This is a genomic window from Flaviramulus sp. BrNp1-15 (assembly GCF_022259695.1).
GTDB lineage: Bacteria > Bacteroidota > Bacteroidia > Flavobacteriales > Flavobacteriaceae > BrNp1-15.
On sequence record NZ_CP092099.1, the window covers coordinates 2,366,686 to 2,387,384 of the forward strand.

The 20,699-nt window shown below is 30.8% G+C and carries 18 protein-coding genes; 4 read left to right on the forward strand and 14 right to left on the reverse strand.

Going from position 1 to position 20,699, the window contains the following annotated elements:
- Nucleotides 1-28 precede the first annotated feature (28 nt).
- The 3 genes from MBM09_RS10450 to MBM09_RS10460 form a co-directional block, all read right to left on the reverse strand.
- Nucleotides 29-556 (reverse strand): hypothetical protein, encoded by a 528-nt coding sequence (locus tag MBM09_RS10450; RefSeq protein WP_238673670.1) that lies wholly within the window; start codon nt 554-556, stop codon nt 29-31.
- Entirely contained in the window at nt 553-1,614 is a 1,062-nt protein-coding gene (locus tag MBM09_RS10455) for a hypothetical protein (protein ID WP_238673671.1), read from the reverse strand. Before MBM09_RS10455 ends, MBM09_RS10450 begins: the two co-directional genes overlap by 4 nt.
- A 224-nt stretch (nt 1,615-1,838) precedes the next feature.
- On the reverse strand, nt 1,839-3,182 hold the full coding sequence (locus tag MBM09_RS10460) for a microtubule-binding protein (RefSeq protein WP_238673672.1): 1,344 nt from the start codon (nt 3,180-3,182) through the stop codon (nt 1,839-1,841).
- Between the two features lie 207 nt (nt 3,183-3,389).
- On the opposite strand from MBM09_RS10460, the gene MBM09_RS10465 reads away from it, so the two are divergent.
- The gene (locus MBM09_RS10465; protein ID WP_238673673.1) at nt 3,390-4,169 is read left to right on the forward strand and encodes an MBL fold metallo-hydrolase; all 780 of its coding nucleotides are present in this window, start codon (nt 3,390-3,392) and stop codon (nt 4,167-4,169) included.
- Between the two features lie 64 nt (nt 4,170-4,233).
- Nucleotides 4,234-4,476: a hypothetical protein gene (locus tag MBM09_RS10470; RefSeq protein WP_238673674.1), complete on the forward strand. Its 243-nt coding sequence runs from the start codon at nt 4,234-4,236 to the stop codon at nt 4,474-4,476.
- A gap of 34 nt (nt 4,477-4,510) precedes the next feature.
- On the opposite strand, the gene ettA is transcribed toward MBM09_RS10470, so the two are convergent.
- The 6 genes from ettA to MBM09_RS10500 form a co-directional block, all read right to left on the reverse strand.
- Nucleotides 4,511-6,202, reverse strand: coding sequence for an energy-dependent translational throttle protein EttA (ettA, locus tag MBM09_RS10475; RefSeq protein ID WP_238673675.1), 1,692 nt, complete (start codon nt 6,200-6,202; stop codon nt 4,511-4,513).
- Complete coding sequence (locus MBM09_RS10480) at nt 6,202-6,384, reverse strand: CAL67264 family membrane protein (protein ID WP_238673676.1); 183 nt, start codon at nt 6,382-6,384, stop codon at nt 6,202-6,204. Before MBM09_RS10480 ends, ettA begins: the two co-directional genes overlap by 1 nt.
- A 131-nt stretch (nt 6,385-6,515) precedes the next feature.
- Entirely contained in the window at nt 6,516-7,691 is a 1,176-nt protein-coding gene (locus MBM09_RS10485) for an OmpA family protein (RefSeq protein WP_238673677.1), read from the reverse strand.
- 173 nt (nt 7,692-7,864) lie between these two features.
- Nucleotides 7,865-8,584 carry a pirin family protein gene (locus MBM09_RS10490; RefSeq protein ID WP_238673678.1) on the reverse strand — a complete coding sequence of 240 codons (720 nt, stop codon included), beginning with the start codon at nt 8,582-8,584 and terminating at the stop codon, nt 7,865-7,867.
- A gap of 16 nt (nt 8,585-8,600) precedes the next feature.
- The gene (locus MBM09_RS10495; RefSeq protein WP_238673679.1) at nt 8,601-9,038 is read right to left on the reverse strand and encodes a MarR family winged helix-turn-helix transcriptional regulator; all 438 of its coding nucleotides are present in this window, start codon (nt 9,036-9,038) and stop codon (nt 8,601-8,603) included.
- A gap of 3 nt (nt 9,039-9,041) precedes the next feature.
- Nucleotides 9,042-9,572, reverse strand: coding sequence for an NADPH-dependent FMN reductase (locus MBM09_RS10500; RefSeq protein WP_238673680.1), 531 nt, complete (start codon nt 9,570-9,572; stop codon nt 9,042-9,044).
- A 145-nt stretch (nt 9,573-9,717) separates the two neighbouring features.
- Between MBM09_RS10500 and MBM09_RS10505 the strand changes: the two genes are divergently transcribed.
- Together MBM09_RS10505 and MBM09_RS10510 are read left to right on the forward strand one after the other, a co-directional pair.
- Nucleotides 9,718-11,346 carry an acyl-CoA carboxylase subunit beta gene (locus MBM09_RS10505; RefSeq protein WP_238673681.1) on the forward strand — a complete coding sequence of 543 codons (1,629 nt, stop codon included), beginning with the start codon at nt 9,718-9,720 and terminating at the stop codon, nt 11,344-11,346.
- Nucleotide 11,347: 1 nt separating this feature from the next.
- On the forward strand, nt 11,348-13,336 hold the full coding sequence (locus MBM09_RS10510) for a DUF3352 domain-containing protein (protein ID WP_238673682.1): 1,989 nt from the start codon (nt 11,348-11,350) through the stop codon (nt 13,334-13,336).
- A 50-nt stretch (nt 13,337-13,386) separates the two neighbouring features.
- On the opposite strand, the gene MBM09_RS10515 is transcribed toward MBM09_RS10510, so the two are convergent.
- The 5 genes from MBM09_RS10515 to MBM09_RS10535 all read right to left on the reverse strand — a co-directional run bounded on the left by MBM09_RS10515 (nt 13,387) and on the right by MBM09_RS10535 (nt 20,698).
- Nucleotides 13,387-15,693: a VWA domain-containing protein gene (locus MBM09_RS10515; RefSeq protein WP_238673683.1), complete on the reverse strand. Its 2,307-nt coding sequence runs from the start codon at nt 15,691-15,693 to the stop codon at nt 13,387-13,389.
- 145 nt (nt 15,694-15,838) lie between these two features.
- Nucleotides 15,839-17,602: a signal peptide peptidase SppA gene (gene sppA, locus MBM09_RS10520; protein WP_238673684.1), complete on the reverse strand. Its 1,764-nt coding sequence runs from the start codon at nt 17,600-17,602 to the stop codon at nt 15,839-15,841.
- A 52-nt stretch (nt 17,603-17,654) separates the two neighbouring features.
- A complete protein-coding gene (locus MBM09_RS10525; protein WP_238673685.1) occupies nt 17,655-18,725 on the reverse strand; it encodes an AMP-binding protein in 1,071 nt (356 codons plus the stop codon).
- A gap of 4 nt (nt 18,726-18,729) precedes the next feature.
- A complete protein-coding gene (locus MBM09_RS10530; RefSeq protein WP_238673686.1) occupies nt 18,730-19,662 on the reverse strand; it encodes a CPBP family intramembrane glutamic endopeptidase in 933 nt (310 codons plus the stop codon).
- A 1-nt stretch (nt 19,663) separates the two neighbouring features.
- The gene (locus MBM09_RS10535; protein ID WP_238673687.1) at nt 19,664-20,698 is read right to left on the reverse strand and encodes an o-succinylbenzoate synthase; all 1,035 of its coding nucleotides are present in this window, start codon (nt 20,696-20,698) and stop codon (nt 19,664-19,666) included.
- Between the last annotated feature and the right edge of the window lies 1 nt (nt 20,699).

The following is a 20,699-nucleotide window of genomic DNA, read 5'->3' on the forward strand; positions in this document are numbered from 1 at the left end:
AAAGTTAAGTATTTCGCAATACATAATACTAGTTCCAAAAACTTATTAAATCGTCAATATCTATATCATTACCTATATAAATATTACCCCACAAAATTTCATCATTTGCTTTTATAAAGATTTTGTAATAGCCAAAACTTACATTCTCTAAATTTAAATTGATATTTGATCCACTTAATTCAGAAAAATTTAGTGTTGAATTTGATAAAAGCTCTGTTTCTTTATATAAATTACTGTTAAGAACTTTTGAAAAATCTACACTTTGAAATGTTTTCTGTGGATTACCTTCAACTAACCAAACATCTGTAATTACAGTATCAACAGAACCTTTTATGTTTAAAAACCCTATTGCTGGGTTTGGATACATAAGTATATGACTTGAAAACACATTAGGGTTTCCCAATAAAATTGAAGATCCAAATTCTGAAGCTCTTGCTTCCATTCCTGTGATGAGTTTTAAATCTGTTTCACCACTTTTATTAGTGGTGGAATCATCTCCACTTTGGCAAGAAACCAGAAATAATACTATTATTCCTAAAATTAAATTTAGCTTCATATTTTATCTATTTTTAATTCAGCTATTTGAATTGGCGGTTTAGCCAACTTATTCATAATATCTGGAGTTTTATTGTATAATAATTGGATGATTCGATGTGGTGCAAAAACATACATTTGTTTAAATACCTCGTCCCATTTTTGGAGGATTTGTTTACTAAAAAAACCACCTTCTTTAAATTCGCTTTTCGATTTTACTTCATTTATTTCAAAAGAAATAGCGTACGATTCTAAAGGAATTTCCTTTTTACCAATTCCCTCTAAAATAGCATGAGTAACTTCGTTTTCATCTTTTGCAAAAACATTATGAATAGGTCCTAAACCTATACGTTTAATTAGCTTTGGCGATACTTTTGGTAACTTTCTATCTATAGTATATGCCATGATATCTAAACTCATATCTCTGTCTGAAGTCGTTTTTAAAACCTCATAAATTTCATCTTTATAATCGTTTACTCTACTTCCATCATAATTAAAGTACATGAAACAGATAAACGGTCTGTTGTGTGACACATCAAAAAAGCTCCAGCTAATTAATAAATCTGCAGGTGAACCCTCTGGGGCACTTAATATTTTTCCTTGTACAAACCGGTTAAAGATAAATTGCTTGTTTACCGAAGAATAATATACTATTGATGCTGCTTGAAAAAGTTTACTACGTTTAATAGGTTGCTTTTTATGCATCAATGTTTCTAAAAACTCTTCTTTTAAAGTTGCTATTGGGGTTAATTTACCTATATATTCATCACGTAATTCTAAATCGTTAAACAAATACCTGAACTCTAAATAATTTGGAAATCCAGAGTCTGTTAAATCTACTTTCATATTATCCTCTTCGTCATACATATATTTAATACGCATGGCTTCAATAGAATACAACAGTAGATCACAATATTGCTTAAACAATTGTACTTCCTGCTCATTACAAAGTTTTTGGCGTTGTACGGCTACAATAAGTTCTTTAAAAGCAAAGTCTACCATTTTATGATAAAATACATAATGCTCTTTGGAATCGAGTATTGCAGAATCTAATGGTGTTACTATGTGATTTATGGACATTTATTTAATTGATAATTGACAATTATTGATTATTTAGGCGTTACCACAAGGGTCGGGCTTTTCGCTATATCTTTTTATTGGTTCTCGATATAATGCTACGCATCACTCGAACTGACATAAAAAGGATGTCGCTACAATCCCTAACGCAGAAACACAGAACTAATTAAACTTTGAGTTTCTTTTAATGAGATTGCCACGTCGTACCTCCTCGCAATGACAAAAATTTAAGACAACAAATCGTCTTCGCTTGCCTCTGGTTTTGGCTTACCTGCAGGTTCACCATCGTCACCAGATGGTTTATTAGCATCGGCTTTATAATAATCTTCAAAAATTTCTTTCATATCAATACCATAACGCTCTGCAAAATTCTTTTGAATTTCACCGTCTTTAGCACGAATTTCCTGTAAAGCCTCTGCATAACTGCTGTAAACACCTTGCATAACTTTTTCATGAACTGGAATATTATCCATCATATCTTGACGGGCTTTAGCACTAGCCGTATGCATTGATGCTAAGGTTTCACCAATATGCTCATCGGTTTTTACTCCTAAATGCTCTAAAATAGCTGCAAATTCCTGATCTGTTCTAGCTTTTAAAGCCACTACATAACCATCGTAATATTTAAGACGCTCTTCGGTATCAGACTTTAATTTTGCACGATGCGTTTGTAAATTACTACGTAAAGACGTTAATACTTTAATAGTTAAGTTGTGTTTATGCACAAAACTATCCTTACTGGCAGCTAAAGTGGTGTAAGCATTTTTAAGACCTTCAAGCTCTTCTACTTTTTGCTCTAAAGAAGTTACTTTACCAACAGCCTGAGCATAATCAGCAGATTGCTTGTCTACAATATCTTCAAGTTCTTGACGTGCTTGTTTTAATAACGCATATTGCTCCTCAAGTTTCGCCTCTACCTCTTTCTTTTTTTCAAGTGCTTTTGTGTGATTTTTTGTAGCTTCAACAATAGCATCTTGTAACTTATCTTCTACTTCTTTAATCTCTACTTCTCTATTTTTTAAACGTGTTACAGCAGCTTGAGATTTATAAGACAACTCACTTAAAAGTGTTTGCACATCGGCACTTTCTATACGCTCTTGGAACATAGCTTTTGCTTTATTATCGGCAGCAGCTCTAACTTTTTCAGCTTCTTTAAGGGCATCTTGTGCTTTTTTAATTTTACTTTTTCTTCCCCAAAGGTTGTTCCACCAAGTATCTGGTTTAGCTTCGGCATCTTCAAGTTCTATTTTTGCGCGCTCTAAAGCTTTTTGTGCATCATCAATTACTTTTTGCTCAGTAGCATTTAATGATGAGAATTTTTCAAAAATGATTCCGACTTCATCTTGATAATCGGTTAAGTCTTTAATAGCATCTAAAAGTGTCGTTCTGTCTTTTTCTGCCATATGCACCACATCATCTAAAGTGGCATTAAGGATTTTTTGACGGACTTCTGGATCGTCTTCCTGCGATAATTTAGATTTCATAGTATCAATGGCTTTTCCCCAATTGACATCTACTTTTTCGCTTTTTTCGTTTGAAGAGGTTTCTAATAAATCAAAATCATCGGACATGGTATGTTAGTGTTTTAAGTTGAACAATTTTACGGACAAGCAATTTCGATAAAAAAAATCATTTCTAAAAGTAAATGAATAGTTACTTTAAAGATTTGACTTTAAATTTTGGTTACTTAAATTATTGGTATAAGAAATTATTAAAATGTTACATTTTTTAATTCTGAGTAAAAAAATTATCTTTATAAAAACTTCAATATTAAAAAGATGAAACTAAAAATAACTCTAATCCTAATTTCATTTATTTGTTTTACAAACTGTAAAAAGAAAGTGGATAATACCACTGAAGAAAGTAAAGTTATTGCTGAAAATATAGAAAAACCTGTAGCAAAAATACACCCAATAGAACATGCTAGCACCGTTATTGAATTTAATGACAAAACCATTTATATAGATCCAACTCTTGGCGCCGAACCTTATAAAACTTACAAAACTCCAGATTTTGTTGTGATTACAGACATTCATGGCGACCACATGAATATTGAAACTTTAAAAGCTTTAGATTTAAGTCATGCTAAAATTATTGCTCCAAAAGCTGTTGCAGATCAGTTAGCAAATGAATTAGACTCTAATATTACAGTTATAAATAATGGAGATTTAAAAGATTTTGATGTGTTTAAACTTGAAGCTATACCCATGTACAATTTACGTGAAGACGCTTTAAAATTCCACCCAAATGGTCGTGGTAACGGTTATGTTTTTACATTTGGGAATGAACGTGTTTATTTTTCTGGTGATACAGAAGACATTCCAGAAATGAGAGCTTTAAAAAACATAGATAAAGCTTTTGTTTGCATGAATTTACCATATACAATGACTGTTGAAAGTGCGGCTAGTGCTGTATTAGATTTTAAACCAAAAAAAGTATATCCTTATCATTACAGAGGTACAAATGGGTTAAGTGATGTAGAGAAATTTAAAAAGATAGTTAATGCTTCAAATTCTGAAATTGAAGTTGTTCAACTTAATTGGTATCCAACACGTTAAAAATAAATCTAATCTTTTTTGTAAGGAAAATAATAGTATCTTTGGACAGCTATTGACCTGACTTATGTATAATTTAATCACTTTTACATCTCTAATTTTTCTTATCAATCAATCAGATATTGTTACAGGACTTATTGTAGTAGTCATTTTCTTTGCAATACTTTTACTCTTAGGTGTTAGAAAATCTTATAAGCTTAAAAAAGAAAATGAGCGTTTAGAGGCTTTAAACAATGACATGGGTGATGACGATGAAGATAAGCCTTATAAAGATTTTACAGAAGGGCATTTATACGACAATAACAACTAAAAAGCTCACTTAAAAGTGAGCTTTTTATATTATATTATCTTACAAGTTTCTTATACTTTATTCGTTTTGGCATTAAATCGCCACCTAGACGTTTTTTCTTGTTTTCTTCGTAATCACTAAAACTTCCTTCAAAGAAATACACCTGGCTATCACCTTCAAAAGCTAATATGTGTGTACAAATACGGTCTAAAAACCAACGGTCGTGACTAATTACCACAGCACAACCTGCAAAGTTTTCTAAACCTTCCTCTAAAGCTCGTAATGTATTTACATCAAGGTCGTTTGTTGGCTCATCCAAAAGCAATACATTGCCTTCCTCTTTAAGTGTCATCGCTAAATGCAAACGGTTACGTTCACCACCAGATAGTAATTTTACTTTTTTGTTTTGCTCACTTCCGCTAAAGTTAAATCGACTTAAATAAGCTCGAGAATTTACCTGCTTACCTCCCATCATAATTAACTCCTGCTCATCACTAAAGTTTTGCCAAATAGATTTTTCTGGATCTATATTAGAATGACTTTGATCTACGTAGGCTATCTTAGCTGTATCACCTACAATAAATTCGCCCTTATCTGGAGCTAACTCTCCCATTATCATCTTAAAAATTGTTGTTTTACCAGCACCATTTGGTCCAATAATTCCAACTATTCCTGCTTGTGGTAAATTAAAGTTTAAGTCATCGTATAATAATTTATCATCAAAAGCTTTACTTACATGTACAGCTTCAATAACATTAGTTCCTAAACGAGGTCCATTTGGAATGTATATCTCTAATTTCTCGTCAAGTTGTTTTTGATCTTGACTCATTAACTTATCGTAATTTTTTAAACGTGCTTTTTGCTTGGTTTGTCTTCCTTTTGCACCTTGACGAACCCATTCTAACTCGCGTTCTAACGTTTTTTGACGTTTAGAAGCTGTTTTTCCTTCTTGTGCCATACGCTTAGATTTTTGGTCTAACCAAGATGAGTAGTTTCCTTTCCATGGAATGCCTTCTCCTCTATCTAATTCTAAAATCCAACCTGCAACATTATCTAAAAAGTATCTATCGTGAGTTACTGCTATAACCGTTCCTTTGTATTGTGCTAAATGATGCTCTAACCAATGAACAGATTCAGCGTCCAAGTGGTTTGTAGGCTCATCTAATAATAAAACATCTGGCTCTTGTAATAATAAACGACATAAAGCTACGCGACGACGCTCACCTCCAGATAAAACTCCTATTTTTTTATCACCATCTGGAGTACGTAATGCATCCATAGCTATTTCTAATTTGGTATCGAGTTCCCAAGCGTTTGCAGCATCAATTTGGTCTTGAAGTTCTGCTTGTCTATTCATAAGCTTCTCCATTTTATCAGCATCAGAATAGACTTCTTCTAAACCAAACATATCATTTATTTTGTTATATTCATCAAGAATAGCAACAGTTTCAGCTGCACCTTCGCGTACAACTTCCATAACTGTTTTGTTATCATCTAGCTTGGGTTCTTGCTCTAAGTACCCAACTGAATAGTCTTGAGAAAAAACCACATCACCCTGATAATTTTTATCTACACCAGCAATTATTTTAAGTAATGTTGATTTACCCGACCCGTTAAGACCAAGAATACCAATTTTTGCTCCATAGAAGAAACTCAAATATATATTTTTTAATACTGGTGTATTTGCACTTTGAAATGTCTTGGTTACACCAGACATTGAAAAAATTATTTTTTTATCGTCACTCATTATACGCGTCCTTTTAAAGCATTAAAAACCCAGGCAATACAGAAGAAACCAAAACCTACTGTACCAAATCCCCAGCCTGCAACTTCTTGATATCTATAAACACCCATTAAAATTAGCACAACTCCCATTATTACCATTAACGTAGTAGCCCAAGCTAATACTGTATTTTTATTCATTGCCATATATAACTTAATTATTTTTCTTAGTTAGTAGAAAGACAAATATCGTATTTTCTATAAAAAAAGCATCCAAATATGGATGCTTATTTTAATTTTTTGAAAACATAAATCTCTTATCTCTTAAAATTATTGTTTTAAAACTTAACGATTTTAATTTCAGATCTTCTGTTTTCTTTATGTTTAGCTTCTGAGCATTTAGTATTATCATCACACTCGTTTAAAAGTTTTTCTTCTCCATGTGCTTTTCCAATAATTTTATCTTCAGACACTTGTTTTTCTAATAAATACTTGATTGTAGATTTAAGTCGTTGTTCAGACAATTTTTGATTATATACAGCAGAACCTCTAGAATCTGTATGTGAACTAATTTCTATAATCAACTCTGGATAATCATTTAAAATTGTTATTAATTCTGAAAGTGTGTTTTTTGAAAGAGTATTTAGATTAGATGAATCAAAATTAAAATTGATTTTGTCTAAGGCATCAATAGCTTTTTTAATAGTGTTTTCCTTCTTAATTAAAGCTTCTTGTTTTTCTTTTTCTAATTGTGCTAATCTTTCCTTTTCTTTTACTTGAGCAAATTTTTCCTCTAATTCTTTATTTTTTTGCTCAACTTCTGCCACAAAAGCTAAAGAATCTTTAATTCTAGTATTCTCTTTTTCTAATTCATTGATTAAATCAAGCTTCTTTTTACCTTTCTTAGTTAAATCTTTTTCTGCTTTAAACCTATACACAACACCTATGGCATGTTGCAAATGATTTGTTGTGTTATTATTCATTCTCCATTTTCCAGAAGAATTAAAATCTAATCCAACTCGGTCTGAAAACCAAGTTCTAAAACCTATTACGCCATTATAGGTTCCTCGCGATCCATCATTTGCATGTGTATAACCAAGACCTACACCAACATATGGGTCAAACCAACCTGTTTCTCCAATAATTTTATTTAAATCGTAACTTAAACGTGAATCAATAGAAAAATAATTTTTATTTTCTTCAAGAATAGTAATCCCTACTTCCTTACCTTTTTTATATTTATTATATGCCAATATAGCTTCTAATCCTATTCCGTTTTTAAAATATCTTCCTATACTTAAACGAGATGGGTAAGGCACTGCATTCCAAGCATCTTTTATATCGAACAATTTTCTAAAAGCATCTTCTGAATCATCAATAGCATGAAAACCTATTCCAGCTATCCAAGAACTCACTACTGTAGAATCTTTTTTTGAAAGCGCTGTATTTTGCGTAAAAACTGTATGTGAAGTTATACATAACAAGACTAACAAAAGTCTTTTTTTTAGTATCATGGTTAATAAATTTGGGTTGTTACTACAAATTTTGCTTAAAAAGAACTGTTTATAAAATAAAAACTTTAAAAAGTAAATATTGACGATAAGTTGACCTTTAGGTATTCTCAATTATAAATAAAACAAAAAAGCACCCTCTTAAGGATGCTTTTGCTATTAATCAATTCAAAGAATTAATTTAATGGGACTTCTATAAATAAAAGTCCAGAATCGTCATTTGTAGTTATTGTAAAACTATCGGTATCATAAACTGCTACAGCATCTCTAGTTTGTAAAGTATTACCATTAATGTTATTATCACCATAAATAGTCATAACATATACGCCATGGTTTTTGCTTTTTAATTTATAATCGAAGGTTTTTCTTTTATCTAAATCAATTCTAGAAATTACCGCATCTTGATGAATTTTTAAACTCCCATCGTGATTTTCATCAATAGATGTTACCAAAGTTTGAAGTTTGTTTTTTCTTCCAGCTTCATCAAATTTTTTCTGATCGTAACGTGGCTCAACATTTGTCTTATTTGGAATAATCCAAATTTGAAATAAACTCAAGTGTTCGCTTGATGAACCATTAATCTCAGAGTGTTGTACTCCTGTTCCTGCACTCATAATCTGTACTTCTCCTGGAACAACAGGAATCCACTCATCTCCCATATTATCACGATGTTTTAAAACACCCTTTAGCGGAATGGTAATAATTTCCATGTTGTCATGCGGATGTGTACCAAAACCCATGCTAGGAGCAATAATATCATCGTTTAAAACACGTAAAGCCCCAAATTGTACTTTATCTTTATTATAAAAGTTTGCAAAACTGAATGAATGATTAGCTTGCAACCATCCATGATTTGCATGTCCTCTATCTTCTGCTTTGTGAATTATAGTTTTCATTTTTCTTTTTCTTATTTTATCTCATTTTATCTAGCAGATTGCTTAATTGCTCTGCTTCTGCTTCGTTTAAGTTTTTAATTAAATCACTGTTTAAATCTTTTGGAATCGTTTTTAAAAGCGATACACCTTCTTTAGTTATAACTATTTTAACAACACGTCTATCTTCAGGACATGGTAAGCGTTCTATATACTTTTTTGCACAAAGTTTATCCATTAATCGTGTTGCGTTTGGTGAACGCTCTATCATCCTATCCTTTATCACCTGAACACTCAATGGTTCTTTTGCACCGTTTAAAATCCTTAAAATATTGTATTGTTGTGGAGAAATACCATAAGCTTTAAAAAACTCATTTTGATGACTAGAAATCCAATTAGCTGTGTAAAGAATGTTTAGCAACGCCTTTACTCTACTATTTGGAAATTTAGAATTGATATCTTTACTTATGTCTCCCATTTTTTATAAGCTTTCTTGAAATTTTTCTACAGATTGCTTTAATTGATTATCCAAATCTTCGTTTATAATTTTACCATCTTTAAAGTTCTCACCAAAAGAAGGTAAAGAGAATGTAGAAATTATATTTCCATCATGCCAAGGGAATCTAGCTTGAGCTATTTCTAATCCAGTTAATCCTCCTCTTTCTCCTGGCGAAGTTGCCATTAACAACATGGGCTTTCCAAAAAACATTTTTCCTTCAATTCTTGTTAACCAATCAAAAAGATTCTTAAAAACTGTAGCATACGTTCCGTTATGTTCAGCTAGTGATAAAATAATACCGTCTGTGTTTTTTAAGATTTCTAAAAATTTATGAGCATCATCAGGAATTCCCTCTTCATTTTCTAAATCCATTCCATATAATGGCAAATTATAATCATTTAAATCTAAAACGTTTACGTCAACATTGTCCACTAAGGTTGAAGCATAAACTGCTAGTTGTTTATTTATCGATTGTTTGCTGTTTGAACCTGCAAAGGCTATTATATTTTTCATAGTTTAAATTTATTACACTACAAATATATGTAGAAAATATTTATATTCCAAGGAATATAATTCCATGTTATATAATTTATGATTTCATTAAGAAACTCAATTATAAATTTTGAAACTTTTGTACATTAGCACAAACTAATTATTAATGGACATTAACTTCAATAAAAACGAAGATCATAATAAACTTTTACTATCAGAACTAAACAAACGCTTAGTAAAAGTAAAATTAGGTGGTGGAAAAAGTAGAATTGAAAAACACCACAATAAAGGTAAAATGACTGCCAGAGAACGCATTGATTATCTATTAGATTCAAAATTAAAATCTATAGAAATTGGAGCATTTGCTGGAGAAGACATGTATAAAGAACATGGTGGATGTCCTTCTGGTGGTGTAGTTGTAAAAATTGGCTATATAAAAGGAAAACAATGTATTGTAGTTGCGAATGATGCTACTGTTAAAGCTGGTGCTTGGTTTCCTATTACTGGAAAAAAGAATTTAAGAGCTCAAGAAATTGCTATTGAAAACAAACTACCAATAATTTATCTAGTAGATTCTGCTGGAGTGTATTTGCCTTTACAAGACGAAATTTTCCCAGACAAAGAACATTTTGGACGTATTTTTAGGAATAATGCGGTGATGAGCAGTATGGGTATTACACAAATTGCTGCTGTAATGGGCAGTTGTGTAGCTGGTGGGGCTTATTTGCCTATTATGAGTGATGAGGCTTTAATTGTTGACAAAACCGGTAGCATTTTTCTTGCTGGTAGTTATTTAGTAAAAGCAGCTATTGGAGAAACTATAGATAATGAAACTCTGGGAGGTGCTACTACACATTGTGAAATATCTGGAGTTACTGATTATAAAGCAAAAGATGATGCTGATGCCTTAGATACCATTAAAAACATTATAGATAAAATTGGTGATTATGACAAAGCTGGATTTAACAGAACAGATGCTCAAAAACCAAAAGAAAAACCCGAAGATATTTATGGAATTCTGCCAAAATCCAGAGCAGATCAATACGATATGTATGAGATTATTAAACGCTTAGTTGATAATTCTGAATTTGATGAATATAAAGCTGGTTATGGTAAAACTATTATAACATGCTACGCCAGAATTGATGGTTGGGCAGTTGGTATTGTAGCAAATCAACGTAAACTAGTGAAAACTAAAAAAGGCGAAATGCAGTTTGGTGGTGTTATTTATAACGATAGCGCAGATAAAGCCACACGATTTATTGCTAATTGTAACCAAAAGAAAATCCCATTAGTATTTTTACAAGACGTTACAGGGTTTATGGTAGGCAGTAAAAGCGAACATTCTGGAATTATAAAAGATGGTGCTAAAATGGTAAATGCCGTTAGCAATTCAGTGGTTCCTAAATTTACTGTTGTAATAGGAAACAGTTATGGTGCAGGTAATTATGCCATGTGTGGAAAAGCCTATGACCCAAGGTTAATTGTTGCGTGGCCAAGTGCAGAACTAGCTGTTATGAGCGGAAACAGTGCAGCTAAAGTATTATTGCAAATTGAAAAGGCTTCTCTTGAAAAACAAGGCGAAAAATTCACAAAAGAAAAAGAGGAAGAACTTTATAATAAAATTAAAGATAGATACGATAATCAAGTATCTCCGTATTACGCAGCTGCACGACTATGGACAGATGCCATTATTAATCCTTTAGATACCAGAACTTGGATTAGCATGGGAATTGAAGCAGCTAACCACTCGCCTATTGAAAAGAAATTTAATTTGGGCGTTTTACAAGTGTAAAATGAAAAGAAAGCAACTTCTTATAACAGGTATAGTTATACTTATTGGTTTTTTAATTTATCTAACCTATATCTTTTTAATAGATAACAACGATAACATAAAATCCATTTATCTAATTCCAGAAGATGCTGTTTACATTATTGAATCTCAAAAGCCTTTAGATGATTGGAATGCTATTAGCGAAAGTGATATTTGGAGCCATTTAAACACCAACTCCTATTTTAACGAACTTTCGGTTAATCTCAACACTCTTGATACTATTTTTAAAAAGGAAAAGAAGTTGTTAGATTATATTGGTAATCGAGAAATTCTTATATCTGCTCATATTTACGCGCCAAAAAAGTACAGTTTTTTCTATGCTATAGATTTGCAAAAAATAGCTAAACTCAATGTTGTTAAATCTCATTTAAACACGTTTATCAACAGCAATTTTAAAGTAAGTAAGCGCATTTATCATCAGCATGAAATAATCGAAATTTATAGTAAAAAAACACGAGAAACCCTACATATAAGTTTTATTAAAAATCAAATGATTTTGTCTTATGTGCATAGTCTTATTGAAGCTGCCATAGATCAATACAAAACACCAAAAATTGGTAGGGATTTAAATTTTATTGAAGTTAACAAAGCCGTTAGCTATGGTAATATGTTTAGATTGTTCTTTAACTTTAAACACTTAAAAGAATTTTCGAATGTATTTTCAAATGAAAATTCTGAGTACATTACCCTTTTTAACAATAGCTTAAACTGGAGTGGTTTTAGCTTCGATCTTGACGAAAACAACATAACCGCTAATGGTATTGCTAATATTAATATAGATGCCTCAATATACTTAAAAGCATTGCAAAAATCTGGAAGTTCAAAACGCACTATTTATAACATCGCCCCAAAGCAAACTGCACTTTATACAAGTTTTACATTTAGTGATTTTTCAGATTTTTATTCAAATTTTGAAACTATCCAAAAAGAAAACACGGAACAATTTAGAGCATATCTCGATGGCACGGAACAGGTTGAAAACCTTTTAAACATCAAACTAAAAGACCACTTTTTTAGCTGGATTGATAACGAAATAGCTCTATTGCAAATGCATTCTACCGTTAGTCAATCTAACAAAGATATTGCTTTGATACTAAAGACTAATGATATTGATGATGCCAAAGAGAATTTAGATTTTATATTAAATCAAATCAAAAAAAGAAGTCCCGTAAAATTTAAAGCGGTGAATTATATGGGTCATGACATCAATTACATGTCTATTAAAGGTTTTTTTAAAATTATACTTGGTAATTTATTTAAGAACATTGAAAAGCCATATTTTACCATTATTGAAGATTATGTGGTATTTAGTAATAGCCCTAACACATTAAAAACCATAATAAAAAATTATAAGGAAAAAGAAACTCTGGCTTTTTCTGAAGATTTTGAAGATTTTAACGACCGTTTTGATACCAGAACCACTATGTTTGTTTATGCCAACATGCCTTATCTCTATAACAATCTGTATTATTTTTCGAATAATGACACCAAAGTTAGTTTGAAAAAGAATAAGGATTATTTTATTTGTTTTCCTCAAGTTGGACTACAATTATCGCCAAATAAAGATGTTTTTAAAATGAGACTAGCTATTGATTATGAAGATATTGATCTTGTTAAATCAAAATATAAATTAAACTCAGTTTCATCAACAAAAAACAATTCTATCACCACAGAAAAGGAAATTAACAACACTATGAACCCTGATGTTGTTTTTACTATCCCTGAGATTTATCCAACAGACTTAACCGCCAAAAGTTTTACAAAAAAAAATAGTGATGGCACAACCAAATTTTCAGTAGAATTAAAAGATGGAAAGCCTCATGGAAAGTATAAAAGCTATTACAAAAATGGCAGTTTAAAACTCTCAGGAAAGTTTAAAAAAGGTGAGCAAAATGGCATATGGCGTGCTTATAATTTTAAGGAAGAGTCTGTTTTAAAGAAACGTTTTTAAATATTTGTTTCAAATAAAAAAGCGACTTAAAAGTCGCTTTTTTATTTTATTTACAGATTTTGATATGTAGAAACTAACCGAATAAATTCTGCTCTATAACCATCTTTATCTTCACCTCTACCAGATTCAGCCATATTAATAACATCTCCAATTTTTGATTTATTATGATATTTTGATTGACGTAATTGCATACCAAATAAGGCCACCGATGAGGCAAATTTTAAATCTTTAGAAGCTTCTTGAACTCCGTCTTTTTGAACATGAAGCATTTCAACACTTTTATCGCCATCCGGTTTTTTATACCTGAATTTTACTGTAAACAACTCATTTGTATATGATCTGGATATTTGTGACTGGGTATATTTTAAATCTGCAACATCTTTTAGATATTCACTTTTTACTCCAACTGGAATTACTTCGTATAAAGCAGTAACAGTGTGTCCACTTCCTAATTCACCGGCATCTTTAGTGTCATCAACAAAATCTTCATCAGTAAGCATTCTGTTTTCATAACCAATTAATCTATAAGCTTGCACTTTACTAGGATTAAATTCTATTTGAATTTTCACATCTTTAGCTATTGTAAATAGCGTGCCTCCAAATTCTTTTCCGAATACTTTTTGTGCTTCTTGCATATTATCAATATAAGCATGATTTCCATTTCCTTTATCTGCTAAGATTTCTAATTTTGAATCTTTATAATTACCGTAACCAAATCCTAAAACTGATAAAAATACTCCTGATTCACGTTTTTCCTCTATTAACTTTTGCATATCCTTATCACTTGATGCACCAACATTAAAATCGCCATCTGTTGCCAGAATAACTCTATTATTACCATTATTATTAAAATGTTTTTCTGCTAATTTGTAAGCCAGCTGAATGCCTTGTCCTCCAGCTGTAGAACCGCCAGCATTTAAATTATCTAAAGCTGATAATATTTTTTCTTTTTTCTTTCCTGATGTTGGCTCTAAAACTACTCCTGCTGCACCTGCATAAACTACTATGGAAACTTTATCTTGTTCTCTTAGTTGATTAACTAAAAGTTTGAAAGCCGATTTTAACAATGGTAATTTGTTTTGTGAACTCATGGAACCGGAAACGTCTATTAAAAAGGTAAGGTTTGATGGAGGTAATTCTTTATTATTATAAGTTTTACCTTGTAGTCCAATTTTAACAATTTTAGTATCCTTATTCCAAGGTGTTTTTGCAACTTCTGTGCTTATCGAAAATGGATGCTCACCTGTTGGTTGTGGATAATTATAATCAAAATAATTAACCATTTCTTCAATTTTAACGGCATCAGATTCAATATATTCCCCATTATTTATCATTCTTCTTACATTACTGTATGATGCTTTATCTACATCTATAGAAAATGTTGACAGTGGTGACAATGTGGTTCTTTCAAAATTATTCTCGTCAATAACCGCATAACTTTCGTTATTGAGAATTCTAAAATTTCCTTGATTAGTAGTAATAACAATACATCCATTTTTTGCGATTTTGCCGAATTTCTTTTTAGCTTCAGTTCCTTTATATTCTGTTTTACTATCAATATCAGTTTCTGAAATACTTTCAATTATGTAATTATGTTCTTTTTTAATTGGTACTCCATCAACAATGTATAACGGGTTTTCTATGGTTTGAAGAGTATTTTTTGTTGAAATAATAATAACACCATGACTTGCACGACTTCCATAAAGTGAGGTTGCACTTGCATCTTTTAATACATCAATATTTTTTATATTGTTTGGATTGATACTTCCTAAATTGTCATAATTTGATACAATACCATCTACAACCACTAAAGGTTTTTTGTTTTGCGAAATTGAAGACAACCCTCTAATTAAAATTCGAGAATTTGTTCCTGCATTACCAGAGTTATTATTTATTTGAACACCAGCAGCTTTTCCCGAAAGTGCTTGAACAGGTGTAGATTGAATTTGACCCGCCAACTTATTATGATAAGCTTTTCGCTTTTGGCGTTTTATTTGAGATACAGAAGCTGTATAAGATTTCCTTGTTGTAGTTCCATAAGCAACTACAACCACTTCGTCTAACTTAGAGACATCTTCTTTTAAAGTAACTGTTATTACATTAGATTTTCCAACAATAATTTCTTTTGTTATATAACCTATATAAGCAAAAACCAATGTATCAGTAGTTTTTGCTTTTATTTGATATTTTCCATCAAAATCGGTATTTGTACCATTGTTAGAATTTTTAACCAAGACCGTTGCTCCGGGTAAAGGATAATTTGAATTATCAAATACTTTTCCGTAAATCGTCTTTTCTTGAGCTTGAATTTGTATTGTAATAAATAATACTAGGCAAAAATTTATAAGCGTTTTCATAATAGTTGATTTTTAAGTTTAGCATAAAACTAAGCTCTAATACTAGGTTGTAAAACCAACAATGAGTGAAGCCCCTGTTTGAATGAGTAAAGCATAAAAAAAGACCAAACTTTCGTTTGGTCTTTTTATAATTATGTTTTTGTTTTTATTTAATATCTGTACTGTAAGGAAATAATAATTGAATTCCTTTTTTCTGAGACAAGGCTTTTATTTCTTTATACATCTGGTAATTTTCTTCGCCTAACTCTTCTTTTAGAATAGTTTCTTTAGTTTTAGCTAAGCCAAAATCTTCTAACATTTTATCAAGATCTTTTTCAAATACAGGAAACTCTTTTATTTGATAATCAGTAATATTAGCAGCTTCTATTGCTCGTTGTATGGCTAAATCCAATCCGCCTAACTCATCAACTAATCCGTTTTTTAAAGCATCGGCGCCTGTCCAAACACGTCCTTGAGCAATCGCCTTAACATCATCTTGCTGCATATTTCTACCAACAGCTACTCTACTGGTAAATAATTCATATATATCTATAATACCTTCTTTTAAAAAGGCACGCTGTTCATCATTTAATGGTTCAAAAAAACTATATGAAACTGCATTTTTATTAGTAACAACTTGTTCTGCATTAATACCCATGTTATTTGCTAATTGATTACCATTTGGTAATACCCCAAAAACACCTATACTTCCTGTTATAGTTGTTGGTTCTGCAATAATTTTATCAGCATTACAAGCGATATAATAACCCCCGGAAGCTGCTAAATCTCCCATAGATACAATTACAGGTTTTACTTTTTTAGTAAGTTCTATTTCTCTCCATATAAGCTCGCTAGCTAACGCGCTTCCTCCCGGTGAGTTTACACGTAATACTACCGCCTTTACTTTATCATCTTCTCTAGCGTCTTTTAAAGATTTATTCATACTGCCCTGACCAACAGTGTTTTCATCACCTTCTCCATAAATGATATCACCCTGCGCATAAATAACAGCTATCTTATTCTTTACTGAATAATTTTTTAGTTTAGGCGCAGCGTATTTTGCGTAATCTTTTATAGTAACTATCTTTAAATCATCTTTACTTTCAACATTAATAGCCTGTTTTATTCCGTTAACATATTCATCGTAATAGCCTACTTTATCTATAAGTTGCGATGATTTTGCTAAAATTGGAGTTCTTGCCAATAAACTATCTGCAATGGTATTTAATCTATCTACAGGAATGTTTCTACTTTTAGAAATGTCTTGTTTTATTTCATCCCAAAGTGAATTTAAATACACTGAAATTTGCTCTCTGTTTTCATGACTCATATTATTCTCTAAAAACGGCTCTACGGCACTTTTATATTTTCCGAAGCGAACCACTTCCATTTTAAGCCCTGTTTTTTCTTGGAAATCTTTAAAATACAATTGCTCTGAATACAACCCTTTAAACTCCATAATCCCAACCGGACTTATATAAATAGTATCAGCTACAGAACTTAAGTAATAATCTTTTTGTGTATAAAGATCGGAGTATGCTACAACAAATTTACCAGATTCTTTAAACTTTAATAAAGCGCCTCTTAAGGCTTTAGTTTGAGAAATTCCAGCGTTTATGAAATGATTATTTATAGATATGCCTTTTATTTTATCATCGGTAGCTGCATAATTTATAGCATCAATAATATTAAAAAGTCCATTTTTCTTGTTTTCATTTAAAAATGGGTAATCTGAAAACACTGTTTTTCCTGCATAATCTTTTATAGGAAAATCTAATTTTAATTCTAAAACAGAATTGGTCTTAACTTGAACAACATCATCAGAATTTCCTCCAAATAATGCTCCCAATAAAATTAAGCCAAAAAAACAGATAATTAGAAATACAAAAATTCCTGTAACTGTTGATAAAACACGTTTAATAAAGTTCATAAAAACTATTTTCTATTAGTAATAAAAAAGCATGCAAAGTTACAATTCGTTTTTACAAATTTAATACCTGCATTGTTTTTTTTCGGTGAATTTTTCCAGAAGAGGTTTCTACAAACTTTGCTATTTTAAAAACTTCTTTTGGTTTTTCGTATTTATCTAAAACTTCAAAAACCGAAGTATCGAAATCTTCTTTTTTAGTCTCAACAACCAATATTAATTTCTCACCCAAAGTATCATCTGGTGTAGATGCTACAAAAAATTGCTCAGCAATTTTACTTTGAAGCTTCCTTTCTATTTGCTCTGGATATAATTTAATCCCTCCAGAATTGATTACATTATCATAACGCCCTAGCCACTCAAAAGTAGTATCAGAATGAATTTTAGCTATATCGTTAGTAACTATTTTTTCATCCGAAAGATGTGGCGCATCAATAACTAAACAACCTCTATCATCTAGAGAAACTGTAATTTTTGGAAGCGTTTTAAAGTACTTATCTGCCTCAGAACCATTAAAATTATTTAATTTTTTAACGGCTACATGAGATACTGTTTCAGTCATTCCATAAGTTTCGTAAACATGTGGCTTTTTATCTTGAATAGATTCTACAATAGGTTTCGACACCATACCACCTCCAACAATTACTGTTTTTATGCTCTTTAAATATTTTGCAAAGTTTTTAAGTTGCATAGGTGTAAAGGCACAAAAAGCATAATCTTTCTCATAGTCTATTAAAGGTAGTGCTTTAGGTTCTACCATATCTAATTCTAAACCTAAAATGATGGCTCTTACAATCATCATTTTACCCGCAATAAAGTTTGAAGGCAAACAATGCAATACTTTATCTCCTGGTTTTAAATTAAAAAAATCTCCTGTAGCTAAAGCAGAATTTACCATAACTTCTTTTTTAATTTTAAGCTTTTTGGGCTTTCCTGTAGATCCTGAGGTTTTTACTTTTATGTAATCCTTATTATCTAACCAATCAAGTAAAAAATTACCTAGCTCTTGTTGATAAGGCAAACCCTCTTTAACATAACTGTAAGCAACTTCCATTAAATCATCATACTTATAACTTAAACCGTCTAGTTTAAATTTTACATGTACATTGGTGTAGTTTGGAGTCATAATCTTATTCTAAAATTTTATAATCTTCTTTTGGTGGTTCAATAACTTTTCCTGTTAATTTATCTTTCCAATTAGTCCAATTATATTTTTTTGAAAGGATAATTAATATAATAGGATAAAAAATTAATACAGGAACTAATATTTCTATAGCTGTAGTATTAGCTTCTTCTGCAGTATATTTAAAAATCGCATCTGTTTGAAGTGCAGACCAATCGCTAGTAACTAAAAGCGCTGCTAGTAAATTATTCCCTAAATGAAACCCTAAAGCTAATTCTAAGCCTTCATCCATTAAGGTCATTATTCCTAATAGCAAACCTGTTCCAATATAAAACACCATGGTTATAAACCCCATTTCTGCAACTTCTGGGTTTGCACTATGTGCTAAACCAAACAAAATAGATGTAAAAATTAATGGAAACCATTTATTCTTTACCATTATACCTATATGTTGCATGAAATATCCTCTAAACAAGTATTCTTCTAAACCTATTTGAAATGGAAAAAGAATGATACTTATTAGAAAAAGTATAGCAAATTTAATCGGATTAAATTGTAATTCAATCTGACTTGGATCTGAATAATACGTGATAGCAAAAGAAACTATAGTTAAAACAACTATTAAACTGAAAGAGAATACGATACGATTCCAATCTACCTTTTTTCTTGCTGTAGTTAATGATAATATGCTTCTACCATGTAAATAACGTACTAGAATGAATAATAGACCTAATAAAAAGGCAAATGGTAAAAGGTTAATTATTAAAGATAAATTTGCAGGTATCGATTTCATCATTTCATAAGCAGCATCCATGTCTTCATCAGATGAAAATAAATAAACTATAAAGTTCATTATAAAAATGCCAGAAATTAATATTGATGTCAACAAAAACATCCATATTTCCTTTTTTCCTTTGTAGGCTTGTTGTATATAATTCATGTTATAAATTAAAGTTCCAATTCATTTTATTATTGTACTGCAATGTACCATTTTTTACTTGTAATGGGCTATCAAAATTATTAGTAAATAAACTCCCAGTTCCAAGACCTTGCGGTAATTCACTTTGTTTATTATAAGTGTATTGAGCAATGGCATTCAAGCCAACATTACTTTCTAATGCACTGGTAATCCACCAATCAATATTCTGATTTTCTGCTAATTTAATCCATTCATCACTTCCATTAAAACCTCCTACTAAACTAGGTTTTAATATAATGTATTGTGGCTTTATAGTTTGTAATAATTCTTGCTTTTTTGTTACAGTAAAAACACCTATTAATTCTTCATCTAAAGCAATTGGTAATGGTGTTTTAGAACAAAGATTTGCCATAACTTCCCATTGCCCTTGTTTTATAGGCTGTTCAATGGAATGTAAATCGAATTTAGATAATATTTTTAATTTTTCTAAAGCTTCTGAAGGCGAAAATGCTCCGTTAGCATCAACTCGTAATTCTATATCTTTTGAAGAAAATTGCTTTCTTATAGATTGTATAAGATTTATTTCTTGCTGAAAATCTATAGCTCCTATTTTCATTTTAATACAACTAAAACCTGCATCAAGCTTTTCTTTTATTTGTTGCTTCATAAAAGCTTCACTTCCCATCCAAATCAATCCATTTATAGGAATTGAATCTTCTCTTTGTGTGAATTTTGAAGGAAATAATTCAAATGAATCTTTACTTTCTAATGATTTAAAAGCCATCTCTAAACCAAACTGAATACTTGGAAACTCAATTAATTCATTCAGTAAAACATTTAAACCTAAATCTATATTTTCACAAACCCATTTAAGCTTTTCTTCATAATCTGGTCTATCATCTACAGACAGTCCTCTAAATAAACCACACTCTCCAATTCCTTTCTTTTCCTCAGCTTTTATTATAATAAACCAAATTTCTTTAGTCTTTAATATACCACGAGACGTACCGCTGGCTTGTTTAAAATTTAGAATGTATTTATGGTAAGTTGCTATCATT

Bases quoted from the DNA above. Each gene is read 5' to 3' on its own strand.
- MBM09_RS10450 (WP_238673670.1), bottom strand. From the start codon at position 556: ATGAAGCTAAATTTAATTTTAGGAATAATAGTATTATTTCTGGTTTCT.
- MBM09_RS10455 (WP_238673671.1), bottom strand. From the start codon at position 1,614: ATGTCCATAAATCACATAGTAACACCATTAGATTCTGCAATACTCGAT.
- MBM09_RS10460 (WP_238673672.1), bottom strand. From the start codon at position 3,182: ATGTCCGATGATTTTGATTTATTAGAAACCTCTTCAAACGAAAAAAGC.
- MBM09_RS10465 (WP_238673673.1), top strand. From the start codon at position 3,390: ATGAAACTAAAAATAACTCTAATCCTAATTTCATTTATTTGTTTTACA.
- MBM09_RS10470 (WP_238673674.1), top strand. From the start codon at position 4,234: ATGTATAATTTAATCACTTTTACATCTCTAATTTTTCTTATCAATCAA.
- ettA (WP_238673675.1), bottom strand. From the start codon at position 6,202: ATGAGTGACGATAAAAAAATAATTTTTTCAATGTCTGGTGTAACCAAG.
- MBM09_RS10480 (WP_238673676.1), bottom strand. From the start codon at position 6,384: ATGGCAATGAATAAAAATACAGTATTAGCTTGGGCTACTACGTTAATG.
- MBM09_RS10485 (WP_238673677.1), bottom strand. From the start codon at position 7,691: ATGATACTAAAAAAAAGACTTTTGTTAGTCTTGTTATGTATAACTTCA.
- MBM09_RS10490 (WP_238673678.1), bottom strand. From the start codon at position 8,584: ATGAAAACTATAATTCACAAAGCAGAAGATAGAGGACATGCAAATCAT.
- MBM09_RS10495 (WP_238673679.1), bottom strand. From the start codon at position 9,038: ATGGGAGACATAAGTAAAGATATCAATTCTAAATTTCCAAATAGTAGA.
- MBM09_RS10500 (WP_238673680.1), bottom strand. From the start codon at position 9,572: ATGAAAAATATAATAGCCTTTGCAGGTTCAAACAGCAAACAATCGATA.
- MBM09_RS10505 (WP_238673681.1), top strand. From the start codon at position 9,718: ATGGACATTAACTTCAATAAAAACGAAGATCATAATAAACTTTTACTA.
- MBM09_RS10510 (WP_238673682.1), top strand. From the start codon at position 11,348: ATGAAAAGAAAGCAACTTCTTATAACAGGTATAGTTATACTTATTGGT.
- MBM09_RS10515 (WP_238673683.1), bottom strand. From the start codon at position 15,693: ATGAAAACGCTTATAAATTTTTGCCTAGTATTATTTATTACAATACAA.
- sppA (WP_238673684.1), bottom strand. From the start codon at position 17,602: ATGAACTTTATTAAACGTGTTTTATCAACAGTTACAGGAATTTTTGTA.
- MBM09_RS10525 (WP_238673685.1), bottom strand. From the start codon at position 18,725: ATGACTCCAAACTACACCAATGTACATGTAAAATTTAAACTAGACGGT.
- MBM09_RS10530 (WP_238673686.1), bottom strand. From the start codon at position 19,662: ATGAATTATATACAACAAGCCTACAAAGGAAAAAAGGAAATATGGATG.
- MBM09_RS10535 (WP_238673687.1), bottom strand. From the start codon at position 20,698: ATGATAGCAACTTACCATAAATACATTCTAAATTTTAAACAAGCCAGC.